The organism is Streptomyces sp. S6, from assembly GCF_054880855.1.
Genome location: NZ_JBTYMC010000188.1, coordinates 1 through 13086, shown reverse-complemented (window position 1 = coordinate 13086; position 13086 = coordinate 1). Strand labels below are relative to the sequence as shown.

Here is a 13086-nt window from a genome sequence, read left to right as displayed (position 1 = left end):
GTCCAGGTCGGCGCCGGTCGCCGCGATCAGGGCGGCCATGCCGGTGCCGTGGCCGAAGGTGTCGTAGGTGGTGTGTTCGTCGCCGGGCTGGCCGGTGGCGTAGTCCTTGCCGGGGAGGACACGTCCGACGAGGTCAGGGTTGGTGGGATCGACGCCGGTGTCGATGACCGCGACCGTGACTCCCTTGCCGGTGCTGGTCTTCCACATGCTCTCGGCCTGCATCCGGTCCAGGTACCACTGGCGCTGGCGGATCGTCTCGGCACCGACCGCCGGTGCTGCCGCAGCGCCCGCCAGCAGCAGACCGAGCACCGTCGCCGAGACGACACGACGGACCCCGTGTCGCGTACTGCTGGCGCTCATGGACTTCGCTCTCCCTGTTCCCTGGACGTCAGTCGACGACCGGCGGCACGGTGGGCCGCTGGTTCCGCCGCCAGGTCTCCTCGTCCTCAGCCACCCCGTACGGCCGATGCCGGGCGCTGTGCCACGCGGGATCGCCCCAGCCAGCCGTCCCTCGGAAGGAAGGACGGGACGGCCGCCGATGATGCCGCTGCCCCTGCCGGGAACACGGGCCCCCTGCCCGCACCGGTCGTCCGGCCCTGCGGCGTCGGACTGTTGACGGGAGAAGCCTGCCCACCACCCAATAGCGCGGGCACGGGCACCGCCGCGCCCGAGAAACAGAGAGCGGGCGCCCCCTTCACAGCGACCGGACCAGCCCCGCCCACGATGGCCGCCCCGCCCGAAACAGAAGGGCGGCCACCGTCTCCGGAACCGTCAGATGAACGAGTTGATCTCGATCGTCTCGTCCCGCCCCGGACCCACCCCGATCGCGGAGATCGGCGCCCCGGACATCTCCTCCAGCGCCTTGACGTACGCCTGCGCGTTCTTCGGGAGGTCGGCGAAGGTCTTGGCCTTTGTGATGTCCTCCGACCAGCCGGGCAGGGTCTCGTAGATGGGCTTCGCGTGGTGGAAGTCGCTCTGGGAGTACGGGAGTTCCTCGACCCGCTTGCCGTCGATCTCGTACGCGACGCAGACCGGGATCTCCTCCCACCCGGTGAGGACGTCCAGCTTGGTGAGGAAGAAGTCGGTGAGGCCGTTGACGCGCGTCGCGTACCGGGCGATCACCGCGTCGAACCACCCGCAGCGCCGGTCACGGCCGGTCGTCACACCGCGCTCGCCGCCGATCCGGCGCAGCGCCTCGCCGTCCGCGTCGAACAGTTCGGTCGGGAACGGACCCGCACCCACCCGGGTGGTGTAAGCCTTGAGGATGCCGATGACCCGGCTGATCTTCGTCGGGCCCACACCCGCGCCCGTGCAGGCGCCGCCCGCGGTCGGGTTGGACGAGGTGACGAAGGGGTACGTGCCGTGGTCGATGTCCAGCAGCGTGCCCTGGCCGCCCTCGAAGAGGACCACCTTGTCGTCCTCAAGGGCCTGGTTCAGCACCAGGACCGTGTCGGCGACGAAGGGGGCCAGCTTGTCGGCGTAACCCAGAAGTTCCTCAACCACCTGAGCCACGGAGATGGCTCTGCGGTTGTACAACTTGGTGAGGATCTGGTTCTTGACGTCGAGCGCCGCCTCGACCTTCTGGGTCAGGATCGACTCGTCGTACAGGTCCTGCACCCGGATGCCCACACGGTTGATCTTGTCCGCGTACGTCGGGCCGATGCCGCGCCCGGTCGTACCGATCTTCCGCTTGCCGAGGAAGCGTTCCGTCACCTTGTCGACGGTGACGTTGTACGGCGTGATGATGTGAGCGTTTCCGCTGATCAGGAGCTTGGACGTGTCGACGCCGCGCTCGTTCAGACCGCTCAGCTCGGAGAGCAGGACCGACGGGTCGACGACGACGCCGTTGCCGATGACCGGCGTACAGCCGGGGGAGAGGATCCCGGAAGGGAGCAGGTGGAGGGCGTACTTCTGGTCGCCCACGACCACCGTGTGGCCGGCGTTGTTACCGCCCTGGTAACGGACCACGTAGTCGACGGAGCCGCCGAGCAGGTCCGTCGCCTTTCCCTTGCCTTCGTCACCCCACTGAGCACCGAGCAGCACAAGTGCGGGCACGCGCGTACACCCCTTCCGGGCGGGGCAGACCCAAGGTCGGGGGCGTACGCGACACGGCCTTGTGCCTCGTACCCCGACGACCGCTGTACGGTCGCCGGCAGCCGTCGTACGGCCGTTACCCGTCGGACCCGGATGCCCCGGAATAGACGAAGCCCCTGGCGCAATAGCGCAAGGGGCTCTTGCACAAAGATGCTACCCGAGGAAGCGAGGCAGGACCGAGGTGGCGACTTTCGCGACTTCCGATTTCGCGGCGTCCGATCAGCTGCTGGTGGTCATCGACCCGGTTGCCCGGAAGACCGACGGTGAATCCGTGCGCATCGCGAAAGATGTCCTGAGTGCCGGGGCGGCGACGAAGGTGTGCCTCCCCGATGATCACGACGAATTCGCGCGGGCCCTGGCCCGTAGGGGGTCCCGTAGACCCGTGGTCGTAGGGGACGACCAGGCGCTGCTGCGGGCGGTCTCCCTGCTGCACCGGCGGCGGGAGCTGGAGGGGTGCGTGCTGTCCGTCGTACCGGTGGGGGACGCGGTGACGATCGCCCAGGCACTCGGCGTACCGACCGGCACCGTCGCCGCGGCGCGAGCCGTGCTGGACGGGGTGGAGAAACGGGTGGATCTCCTGGTGGACGAGAGCGACGGGGTGGTACTGGGGGTACTGCGGATCCCGCCGGGCGGGGGTACTACGGGGGGTACGGGGGACAGGGGGGCCGGATTGGGCGGGAACGGGGGCGAGGACGGGGGCGCCGCCGGGAGTACTACGGGTCGTACGGGACGCGGCGGGCGTGCGGGTGGGCCGGTCGGTGCGGCCTTTTCGGACGACGGCCTCTCCGGCGTCCGGCGCTGGCGTCGTACCTGTGGCTCCCTGGTACGAGCCCTCGTCCCCCACCTCGACGGCCCCGCACCCGCGCCCCCCGGCCCGTTCCGGCTGCGCGTCGAGGTCGACGGGAAGATCCTCGTCGACCTGGACCAGCCGGTCGAGGCGGTCTCCGTGACCCCGGGCGCCTCGGGCGCGGCCCTCGTCGAGGTCCGGCCCGTGTCCGTGGGCGCCGAGGCATCACCCCTGGTCGCCCACGGGGGTGTGGTGACCGTCTCCGGCGGGGACTTCCTGTACGACGCCGACACGGGCGTCGCGGGACCGGTACGGACTCGTACCTGGCGGGTACGGGAGGGGGCGCTGGGGGTGGTGGTACCGGGGGTGGGGTGAGGTCAGGAGGAGGGGCGGCGGAAGCCGGTCGTGTCGAGTTCGCAGTCGAAGGGGGCGGGGATGTGGATCTTCTCACCGAAGGGCTTCGTGCAGTGCGCCTCGTACCCCTTGCTCGAAGGCGCCGAGAGGACGGTGACCTCCTCCTCCTGCATGTCGAGGAGGAGGTAGACCGGGATCCCTGCCCTCCCGTAGGTGCGGACCTTCTCCGTCAGATCGTTGTCGCGCGTGGACGAGGACGTCAGTTCGGCGACGAGGGAGAGGGACTCCCCGTCGAGACGGGTGCTGGACGTCCTGGAGGCGCTCCGGGACGCTGCGTGGATGTCCGGACCGTATGCACGCTCGTCTCCCGGGAAGACGTACAAGAACGGGGCCGTCGTGATGCGGTGGTCCTCGGGTAGGTAGGGCCTCAGTCGATCGCAGACCAGTTCCATGACATCGAGGTAGTACCCCTTCGACCACGGCGACAAGACGATGCTCCCCCCAACGATCTCGGCCCGGAATCCAGGCACGTCCAACTCGTCGAGGGTCGCCAGCAACACCTCGAAGTCGTATGGCTCGGTGTCGTTCATCGTCGGTCGCTCGGTCATCAACGTCATGATGCGCCCTCCCGTCCACGCAGACCAGCCACCACTCAGAGTATCGGATCAATTACAGCCCCGAATCCCATCCTTGACCCGCCCATGGCCAACTCCTGGTTCCACCCCCAAGTCGCGGAACGCAAACATCTACGCGGGTAGTCATGCCCGCCCGCCGCCTCCCGCCCACCCGCGCTCCAGGAGCCCCGCATGCCCAAGTCCCCCCTGAACCGCCGCCAGTTCATGCAGAAGTCGGCCGTCACCGGTGCGGCGGTCGCCGCCGCGAGCGCGGTGGGGGCGCCGGCCGCGCAGGCGGCGCAGCCGCAGAAGTGCCGGACGAAGACGTGGTCGTTCTCGATCCTCGGGACGACCGACCTGCACAGCCACGTGTTCGACTGGGACTACTACAAGGACGCCGCCTACAGCGACGCGAAGGGTAACTCCGTAGGGGTAGCCCGGGTAGCCACCCTCATCAAGCAGCAGCGGAAGGCGAAGGGCGAGGAGAGAGTCCTCCTCGTCGACGCCGGTGACATCATCCAGGGCACCTCGCTCGCCTATTACTTCGCCCGCGTCGCCCCGATCACCGCGAAGGGCGGCCCGAAACACCCGATGGCCGTCGCGATGAACCACATGCGCTACGACGCCGCCGCGCTCGGGAACCACGAGTTCAACTACGGCATCGAAACGCTCCGCAAATTCGAGAAGCAGTGCCATTTCCCGCTGCTCGGCGCGAACGCACTCGACGCTAAGACACTCAAGCCCGCTTTCCAGCCGTACACCGTGAAGTGCGTCCGCGTCCCCGGGGCGCCGGACATCAAGGTCGGTATTCTCGGCCTCACGAACCCCGGAATCGCCCTGTGGGACAAGGACAACGTCGGCGGGAAAATGGTCTTCCCCGGCCTCGTGGAGCAGGCGAAGAAATACGTTCCCCGGCTCCGCGCCCTCGGCTGTGACGTCGTCTTCCTCACCGACCACTCCGGCCTGGACGGCTCCTCCTCGTACGGCGACGAGCTGCCGTACGTCGAGAACGCCTCCAACCTGGTCGCCCAGCAGGTGCCCGGCATCGACGCGATCCTCGTCGGCCACACGCACGTCGAGGTGCCGTCGTACACCGTGAAGAACGAGGAGACCGGCGAGGACGTCCTCCTTTCCGAGCCCTATTGCTGGGGATACCGGCTGAGCGTCTTCGACTTCGAACTCGAATTGGTGCGCGGGCAGTGGAAGGTCACGAAGAAGACCGCCACCACGCTCAACCCGAACACGGTCGACGAGGACCCGGAGATCAAGAAACTCCTCGAAGCCGACCACGAATTGGTCGTCAAGTACGTCAACACCGCGGTGGGAACCTGCACCGCCGACCTCTCGGCCGCCGATTCCTGCTGGAAAGACGTGCCGATCATGGACTTCATCCACCAGGTCCAGATCGACAACGTGAAGGCGGGCCTCTCCGCCGCCGACGCCGCGCTCCCCGTCATTTCCGTGGCCGCGCCTTTCAGCCGCACCGCCGACATCCCCAAGGGTTCCGTCACCATCAAGGACATCGCCGGGCTCTACATCTACGACAACACCCTGTACGGGAAGAAGCTCACCGGCGTACAGCTCAAGGACTACCTGGAGTACGGCGCGAAGTACTACCACCAGGTACCGAGCGGGACGAAGGTGGACACCGCAACCCTCACCAACGCCAACAACTTCTGGGACTACATGTACGACACCGCCGCCGGCGTCGGCTACGAGATCGACATCGCGCAGCCGGAGGGGTCCCGGATCAAGAACCTCACGTACGCGGGGAAGCCCGTCGCCGACGACCAGGTGTTCGTCGTCGCGGTCAACAACTACCGGGCGAACGGCGGTTCGGGGTATCCGCACATCGCGGCGGCCGAGATCGCGTACAGCTCGACCAACGAGATCCGGCAACTGATGATCGACTACGTGACCGCGAAGAAGACGCTCGACCCGGCGGACTTCGCGGACGTCAACTGGAAGCTGACGCAGGGCGGGACGCCGGTGTTCTGAGCCGGCCGGCCTTGAGGGGTGCATAACATTACAAAGATATCTTTTCGGGCATATGATGCTTCTGACCGAGAAGGTGAGTGCAATGCGCGTACTCCTCAAGGCCGCGCTCGACACCGAGCGGGCCAACGAAGCGATCCGCAGCGGCAAGATGCCGCAGTTGATGGAGGAGGCGCTCGGCCAACTCAGGCCGGAAGCCGCCTACTTCACCCTCGACCACGGCCGGCGCACGGCCTATCTGATCCTCGATGTCCAGGACAGCTCCGAGATGCCGAAGATCGGCGAGCCCTTCTTCCTCGACTTCGGCGCCGAGATCGAGCTGACGCCGGTCATGAACCGGGAGGACCTGGCGCGAGGGCTCTCCCAGCTCACGTGAACCACCCGCGCCAGGGCCCGCCGTAGGCGTCAGCTGAACACGATCATCGACCCCTGCGCCAGGCTCCGCGTCGCCGCCGCGTGCAGCCCGAGCCACACATGCCGCTCCCGCGCGAAGGGGCTGGGGTCGTACGGCGCCGGCCCCGCGGGCTCCTCCAACTCGGTGGGAGCGGACGGCGGTTGCGGCGGCGCCGGCGGGTTGCCCGGGTCGATGCCGATCGCGGGGGCGACGTACTCCAGCTCCCGCAGCAGCGCCTGCGACGAGCCCAACGGGCCGCCCCCGGCGAGGAGTTCCTCGTTCGAAAGCGGCGCCGGGAAGTCGACGGGCACGTACGCGCCCGCGTGGTCGTAGTGCCACACCAGGTGCGACTGCTGCGCCGTGCCCTCGAACATCTCCAGCAACTGCTCGTAGTCCCCGCCCAGTTCACCGACCGGCGTCACGGGGAGGCCGCACACCTGCAACAGGTAGACGCGGCGCAGGAAATGCAGCGCGTCGTAGTCGAAACCGGCCACCGGGGCGACCTCTCCCGACAGGCCCGGCATGTACTGGTACACCGGCACCGGCGGGAGTCCGCTCTCGGCGAGCACGTTGTTGTACTGCGCGAGTTCGTCCGCGAACGGGTTGTCGGGGGTGTGACACAACACGTCCACGAGCGGTACCAGCCACAGGTCACAGGCCAAAGAAATACTCCTCATCCGAAGTCACTCAGCGCACTCGTCCGGTCAGGGAAGGGTAGTCGCTCCCGCTTCCGTCGGCTCCCCCCGTGCAGGCCGCGAACTCCCCTCGTGCAGGTCCCATACCCACACACCGCCCACCCGCTCACCAGGCCGCCGCACCAGTTTCTCCACGGTCTCACGCAGCTGCTCCGCGTACCGCCCCGGAGCCACCACCAGCGCCCCGGCCCGCCACCCCGCGAGATCGGCCCGGACCTGCCGCCGCGCGGCCTGGTCCACCACAGGTACTACACCGGTCGCATGGACGTCCGCGAACAACCCCGAGGTGAAGTTCAGGGGAACCCCGTACACCCCGGTCCGGTCCCCGTCCCCGTACGGCCCGTTGAAGTACCCGCCCGGCATCCGGAAGCCCAGCCCCGCGGCCACCTGCCAGTGCAGCGCCTCGGCCGCCGTCGGGTCCGCGAGCGGCACCGGCACCAGGGTCTCCCCGCCCCGGACGTACCCCCGCCACGCCCCGTCCGCGAAGAACGCGGGCACCGCGGCCCGGGGTCCGGACTTCAACGGCGCCGGCACCAGCGGCAGCAGCGCGAGCGCGACGAGGACCGACCCGGCGTACGGCACCCACCGAGACCGCGACGCCCCCGACTTCACCGACGCGGCCAACTCCTCCACGCCGACCGCCACCAGCATCCCCAGCACCGGCGCGCAGATCATCGCCACCCGCCCCTCGATCACCGAGTCCAGCAGCGGGAGCCGTCCGAGCGGCGCCCACGGCCCCGGCAGCACGACATCCGTGTAAGGGACCCCGATCCGCGCCCCCAGGGACAGCACCGCGGCGACGAGGGCGGTGACCCCCAGTACCCGTACGACCGGCCTCCTCCGCCACAGCAGCACGGTGACCGCGAGCGCCAGCAGCACCAGGGGGAACCCGTAGAACGCGTTCTGCTCGGTCGGGTTGAGGGAGAGCGCGCCCGCCCGCGCCGCGTCCCCGGCGATCAGCGAGCGCTCGGCGAAGGAGAGCAGCGCCAGCGGGCTGTTGCCCGCGTTCGTGCCGTGGTCGATCCCGGAGTAGCTCTGCGGTCCGTGGAACTGCCACAGCAGCGGGTAGCAGACGACCGGCAGGCACACCGACGCCGCGACCGCCAGCCCCCGCAGCAGCCCCGGCACCGCCCGCCGCGCGACCTTCGGCCGGACGACGGCGTAGGCGGCGGCGAAGACGGTCATCCCCAGCGCCGCGAGCAGCAGCGCCTCCTCGCCCAGGAAACACTGGTACGCGGCCATCAGCCCCAGCGCGACCGCGTCCCGCGTCGGCCGCGTGCCCTCGCACAGCCGCAGCGCCCGCTCGACGATCGGCGGAATCATGAACAGGACCACGAAGTTGGGGTGCGCGTTGGCGTGGCTCACCATCGGCGGCGCGAACGCGGCGAGGGCGGCACCGGCGAACGCGGCCGGGCGGTACCGCACAACTCGCCGCACCAGCAGGCGGTACCACGCGACGGCCGTCGCGGCGAGACCCAGCGTCATGCACAGGCTCAGCGCAACCGCCGGGCCGAACAGGAGAGTCACCGGTGTGAGGGGTACCGACAGGCCCAACATGACCGTGTTCGCCATGAGGTTGACGCCGTCGGGGTAGCCCTGGAGGTCGGTGAAGAGCGGGTTGCGCAGGTGCGCGACGTTGTCCGCCGTCACCGCGAAGAACCACTCCCACTGGTTCTGGTCTTGGAGGGAGTCGGTGAGGTAGCGGCCGGCCGGGTCGAAGAAGCGGCCGGAGTACAGGAGGACCGAGAACACCAGGAACAGCAGCGCCGCGAGGGCACCGGAGCGGTTCAGGCGTATCAGGTCGGCAAGGAAGCGGCCGTAGTCCAACGGGCGGAGTTTCGAGCCCGGTTGATGGGCCCAGCGCACCGGGACCTCGGCGACGGGGGCACCGCCTCGGCGCAGCCGGCGCAGGACCTCGACGTCCGTCGCCCAGCCGTCGAGACGCGAGGCGGCGTACGCGTCCCGGGCGGTGTCGCCGTCGTACAGCTTGAAGCCGCACTGGGTGTCGCGGATACCGGGGAGCGTGGTGCGCCGGATGAGGAAGTTGCCCGCACTTCCCAGGAGTTGGCGTATTCGGTGCGGGCGGGCGGAGACCGTGGCGCCGGGTGCCGAGCGGGAGGCTATCGCCGCGCCGCCGTCCGCGAGCGCCTTCTCCAGGTGCTCCAACTCCTCGATGGGAGTGGCGAGATCGGCGTCCGTCACCAGGACACGGCGGCCCCGGGACGCGGCGACGCCCAGCCGGAGGGCATGCCCTTTGCCTTTGTTCTCCGGGGAGTTGAGGAGGCGGATGCGCGGCTCGCTCGCCGCGCGGCCGGTGACGAGGGCGGCGGTGCCGTCGGTCGAGCCGTCGTCGACGACGAGCAACTCCCAGGTACGGGAGGGGGTTTGACCGAGGTGGGCGATGATCGCGTCGAGGGTGGGGCCGAGGCGGCGTTCCTCGTCGTAGGCGGGGACGACGACGGAGAGGTCGGGGACGGCAGCGGAGGGGGCGGGGACGGCGACGGAGGGGCCGGCCTCGGGGCCGGGGTTCCCCTGCTCTGTCGTAACCGCTTGCTCTCCCGTTTCCGCCCGGCTCATGCGCCGGCGGCCAGTCGCTCGATCAGCGCCACCGCACCCCGGTTGTACTCGTCGATCAGGGCCTGGGCCGTGGCCGTGTCATGGCCGGTGACGGCGTCCACCAGGTCGGTGTGGCGGGCCCAGAGCCGGCCGCGCAGATCGGTGATGCGGCGCAGGTGCTGGACGGCGCAGACCCAGGACTGCACGCGCAGCCGGTTCAGGAAGTCGACGAGGTAGGGGTTGCCGAAGAGGCCGCTCAGCTCGCGCCAGAACCGCAGGTCGTACCCGATGAGGACGGTCAGGTCACCGGCGGCGGCGGCCCGCTGCGCCTCCTCACCCCTGCGGCGTACCCCGGCGAGCGCGGTGGCCACCGCCGGTTCCAGGGGGTCGCGGAGTCTGGTCCTGTCCCTCTCCAGAGCCAGGAACATGCCCTCCATGACGAGCGCGCGGGCCTCGACCATGCCCCGGTAGTCGGCCACCGAGTACTCGTGGACCCGGAAACCCCGGTGCTGGTCGGCTTCCAGGAGCCCCTGCGCGGAGAGGTCCACCAGCGCCTCACGGACCGGGGTCGCGGAGACCCCGTACTGTTCGGCGATCTCCTTGACCGTGAACTCCTGGCCCGGCTGGAGCCGTCCCCCCAGCACCTCGTCGCGAAGGGCCTCGGCGATCTGCTGCCGCAGGGTGCTGCGGGTCACGGCGCCGTTGCCGCTGCCGGCGGACATGGTCGGGGGCCTCCTTCGTCCTTCGTCACGTTCGACGCGCGGCCGGCCGGCGGGGTGTCGCCGGAGCCCGTGGGGTGACGTACTCGCCTATATCTACGAGCACGCCACCTTACGCGTTCGAATCGAGAGAAGCCCTCATCACGCAATACCCCCACAGGGGTACCCCGCTACCACCCCGGAGTTACGCCGTGTGCTCGACCGTGTGCTCGTCGGCCGCGGAGAGTGCCGCGTCGAGAGCGGCGAAGCCCTCCTTGAGCTCCTCCTCGGTGACGTTGCAGGGCGGGACGACGTGGGTGCGGTTCATGTTGACGAAGGGCCACAGGCCGTTCTTCTTCGCGGCGGCGGTGAAGGCGGCCATCGGCGCGTTCGCCTCACCGGCCGCGTTGTACGGCACCAGCGGCTCGCGCGTCTCCTTGTTCTTCACCAGCTCCAGCGCCCAGAACATGCCGGTGCCGCGGACCTCGCCGACACTCGGGTGCCGCTCGGCCAGCTCCCGCAGCGCCGGGCCGACGACGTCCGCGCCCAGCCGCTTCGCGTTCTCGACGATGCCCTCCTCGGCCATCACGTTGATCGTCGCGACCGCCGCGGCACAGGCCAGTGGATGACCCGAGTACGTCAGACCTCCGGGGTAGGGGCGCTTGGCGAAGGTCTCCGCGATCGCCCCGGAGATGGCCACACCCCCCAGGGGGACGTACCCCGAGTTGACGCCCTTCGCGAAGGTCATCAGATCCGGGACGACGCCGAAGAGGTCGGCCGCGAACCACTCACCGGTCCGCCCGAACCCGGCCATGACCTCGTCCAGGATCAGGACGACGCCGTACTTGTCGCACAGCTCCCTCACCCCGGAGAGGTAGCCCGGAGGGGGGACCATGATGCCGGCCGTGCCGGGGACCGACTCCAGGATCAGGGCGGCGATCGTCCCCGGGCCCTCGAAGGCGATCGTCGTCTCCAGGTGCTCCAGGGCGCGCGCGGTCTCCTGTTCCTCGGTCTCCGCGTAGAAACGCGAGCGGTACAGGTAGGGCGCCCAGAAGTGGACGACGCCGGCGGAGGCGCTGTCGGAGGCCCAGCGGCGCGGGTCGCCGGTGATGTTCACGGCCTGCTGCGTACCCCCGTGGTACGAGCGGTACGCCGAGAGGACCTTGGCGCGGCCGGTGTGCAGCCGGGCCATGCGCACGGCGTGCTCGACCGCGTCCGCGCCCCCGTTGGTGAAGAAGATCTTGTCCAGGTCGCCGGGGGTCCGCTCGGCGACCAGCCGCGCCGCCTCCGAGCGCGCCTCGATCGCGAACGCCGGTGCGAACGTGGCGAGTTTCCCGGCCTGCTCCTGGATCGCCGCGACGACCTTCGGGTGCTGGTGGCCGATGTTCGTGAAGACCAGTCCGCTGGTGAAGTCGAGGTAGCGGTTCCCGTCGTAGTCCCAGAAGTACGACCCCTGCGCGCCGGCCACGGCGAGCGGGTCGATGAGGTCCTGGGCGGACCAGGAGTGGAAGACGTGCGCACGGTCCGCCGCCTTCACTGCGGCGCCGGCCTGGGGGTCGGTCTCAAGGGTCATGGGAGTGAGCGTAAATGTCCGCGATGCGGAAAGGTATCGGCGTCCTGTGCTGTGGATGCGGAGAATCCGCGACAGGTTGTCGGGGGTGAAAGGCGGGTGACGGCTGATCCCGCCGGAGTACTACGGGTATCCCCGAGCCGCCCTCGGGGGTCGTACGGGTACCGGGCCCCTGCCCCCTGTTACCGAACCGTCGACACCGTGGCGTACGACTCCTCCCATCGCCCGATTATTCTCGGCCCGTTCACGTGTGCGGGGGAAGGCGGGCGGGCGGCGATGGAGAAGCTGGGCGCGGGAGACCCGATGGGGATCGCGCCGGGGTTCCGGCTCCGGGGGCGGACCGGGGAGTACCGGCTGGTCGCACGGCTCGGGGGCGGCGGCATGGGCCACGTCTACCTCGCCAGATCCGACCGGGGCCGCACCGTCGCCGTGAAGCTGGTCCGCGCCGAACTCGCCGCGCGCGAGGAGTTCCGGGAGCGGTTCCGCCAGGAGGTCGCCGCCGCGCGCCGGGTCGGCGGCCACTGGACCGCGCCCGTCCTGGACGCCGACACCGAGGCCGAGGTGCCCTGGGTCGCCACCGGGTACGTCGCCGGACCGAGCCTGGAGAAGGTCGTCGGCCACGACCACGGCCCGCTGCCCGAGCGGTCCGTACGCATCCTCGCCGCCGGGCTCGCGCACGCGCTCCAGGAGATCCACGCGGCGGGCATCGTGCACCGCGACCTCAAGCCGTCCAACGTCATGGTCACGATCGACGGCCCCCGGGTCATCGACTTCGGGATCGCCCGCGCGCTGGAGGGGGAGGCCCCTGAGCTGACCCTTACGGGGGTGATGATCGGGTCTCCGGGTTTCATGGCGCCCGAACAGGTGCGGGGCGACCGGATCACCGCCGCCTCCGACGTGTTCTGCCTCGGGTCCGTGCTCGCGTACGCCGCGACCGGGTCGCTGCCGTTCGGCAACGCCGACAGCGGCATCCACGCGCTGATGTACCGGATCGCCGAGGAGGAGCCCGACCTTACGGGTGTCCCCGAGGGGATCGCCGATCTCGTCCTCGCCTGCCTGCGCAAGGACCCCGCCGCCCGGCCCGCCCTGGACGCCGTCCTGGAGGGCATCGGCGCCGATGACACGGTGGCCGACGGGCGGTCCCGCGACCCCTGGCTGCCGAGTGGCCTCGTGGCCCAACTCGGGCGGCACGCCGTCCAGTTGCTCGACATCGAAGGGCCGGGGCAGGACGACGAGGGCGCCGAGGCCGTGCCCGAGCACTCCGGGCCGCGGGGCACGGAGGGCGGCCCGCCCGCGCAGGGTGCGGGCCGGAACGCCGGTGCGGGCGGG

General features: G+C 70.0%; 11 protein-coding genes. 4 read left to right on the top strand and 7 right to left on the bottom strand.

Annotated features, from left to right (window positions below; translation table 11 throughout):
* Together ACVNF4_RS23485 and ACVNF4_RS23480 are read right to left on the bottom strand one after the other, a co-directional pair.
* On the bottom strand, window positions 1-360 hold a 360-nt coding region (locus ACVNF4_RS23485; protein WP_461804853.1), incomplete at its 3' end, for a S8 family serine peptidase.
* 411 nt (window positions 361-771) lie between these two features.
* The gene (locus tag ACVNF4_RS23480) at window positions 772-2055 is read right to left on the bottom strand and encodes an adenylosuccinate synthase (protein WP_461804852.1); all 1284 of its coding nucleotides are present in this window, start codon (window positions 2053-2055) and stop codon (window positions 772-774) included.
* 220 nt (window positions 2056-2275) lie between these two features.
* Between ACVNF4_RS23480 and ACVNF4_RS23475 the strand changes: the two genes are divergently transcribed.
* On the top strand, window positions 2276-3256 hold the full coding sequence (locus ACVNF4_RS23475) for a diacylglycerol kinase family protein (protein ID WP_461804851.1): 981 nt from the start codon (window positions 2276-2278) through the stop codon (window positions 3254-3256).
* A gap of 2 nt (window positions 3257-3258) precedes the next feature.
* On the opposite strand, the gene ACVNF4_RS23470 is transcribed toward ACVNF4_RS23475, so the two are convergent.
* The gene (locus ACVNF4_RS23470; RefSeq protein WP_461804850.1) at window positions 3259-3852 is read right to left on the bottom strand and encodes a Uma2 family endonuclease; all 594 of its coding nucleotides are present in this window, start codon (window positions 3850-3852) and stop codon (window positions 3259-3261) included.
* Between the two features lie 189 nt (window positions 3853-4041).
* Here ACVNF4_RS23470 and ACVNF4_RS23465 point away from each other — a divergent pair, with 189 nt between their 5' ends.
* Together ACVNF4_RS23465 and ACVNF4_RS23460 are read left to right on the top strand one after the other, a co-directional pair.
* A complete protein-coding gene (locus ACVNF4_RS23465) occupies window positions 4042-5847 on the top strand; it encodes a bifunctional metallophosphatase/5'-nucleotidase (protein WP_461804849.1) in 1806 nt (601 codons plus the stop codon).
* Window positions 5848-5929: 82 nt separating this feature from the next.
* Window positions 5930-6220 (top strand): hypothetical protein, encoded by a 291-nt coding sequence (locus ACVNF4_RS23460; RefSeq protein ID WP_461804848.1) that lies wholly within the window; start codon window positions 5930-5932, stop codon window positions 6218-6220.
* Between the two features lie 29 nt (window positions 6221-6249).
* Here ACVNF4_RS23460 and ACVNF4_RS23455 read toward each other — a convergent pair whose 3' ends face one another.
* The 4 genes from ACVNF4_RS23455 to ACVNF4_RS23440 all read right to left on the bottom strand — a co-directional run bounded on the left by ACVNF4_RS23455 (window position 6250) and on the right by ACVNF4_RS23440 (window position 11760).
* The gene (locus ACVNF4_RS23455) at window positions 6250-6900 is read right to left on the bottom strand and encodes a hypothetical protein (protein WP_461804847.1); all 651 of its coding nucleotides are present in this window, start codon (window positions 6898-6900) and stop codon (window positions 6250-6252) included.
* A gap of 42 nt (window positions 6901-6942) precedes the next feature.
* Entirely contained in the window at window positions 6943-9510 is a 2568-nt protein-coding gene (locus tag ACVNF4_RS23450; protein ID WP_461804846.1) for a glycosyltransferase, read from the bottom strand.
* Window positions 9507-10211 carry a GntR family transcriptional regulator gene (locus ACVNF4_RS23445; RefSeq protein WP_461804845.1) on the bottom strand — a complete coding sequence of 235 codons (705 nt, stop codon included), beginning with the start codon at window positions 10209-10211 and terminating at the stop codon, window positions 9507-9509. Before ACVNF4_RS23445 ends, ACVNF4_RS23450 begins: the two co-directional genes overlap by 4 nt.
* 181 nt (window positions 10212-10392) lie before the next feature.
* Window positions 10393-11760, bottom strand: a complete 1368-nt coding sequence (locus ACVNF4_RS23440; protein ID WP_461804844.1) for an aminotransferase class III-fold pyridoxal phosphate-dependent enzyme — start codon at window positions 11758-11760, stop codon at window positions 10393-10395.
* A gap of 273 nt (window positions 11761-12033) precedes the next feature.
* On the opposite strand from ACVNF4_RS23440, the gene ACVNF4_RS23435 reads away from it, so the two are divergent.
* Window positions 12034-13086 (top strand): serine/threonine-protein kinase (locus tag ACVNF4_RS23435; protein WP_461804843.1); only part of this gene is annotated, 1053 nt, incomplete at its 3' end.

Coding starts and splice junctions, on each gene's coding strand:
- ACVNF4_RS23470 (WP_461804850.1), bottom strand. CDS start 3,852: ATGACGTTGATGACCGAGCGACCGACGATGAACGACACCGAGCCATAC.
- ACVNF4_RS23465 (WP_461804849.1), top strand. CDS start 4,042: ATGCCCAAGTCCCCCCTGAACCGCCGCCAGTTCATGCAGAAGTCGGCC.
- ACVNF4_RS23460 (WP_461804848.1), top strand. CDS start 5,930: ATGCGCGTACTCCTCAAGGCCGCGCTCGACACCGAGCGGGCCAACGAA.
- ACVNF4_RS23450 (WP_461804846.1), bottom strand. CDS start 9,510: ATGAGCCGGGCGGAAACGGGAGAGCAAGCGGTTACGACAGAGCAGGGG.
- ACVNF4_RS23445 (WP_461804845.1), bottom strand. CDS start 10,211: ATGTCCGCCGGCAGCGGCAACGGCGCCGTGACCCGCAGCACCCTGCGG.
- ACVNF4_RS23440 (WP_461804844.1), bottom strand. CDS start 11,760: ATGACCCTTGAGACCGACCCCCAGGCCGGCGCCGCAGTGAAGGCGGCG.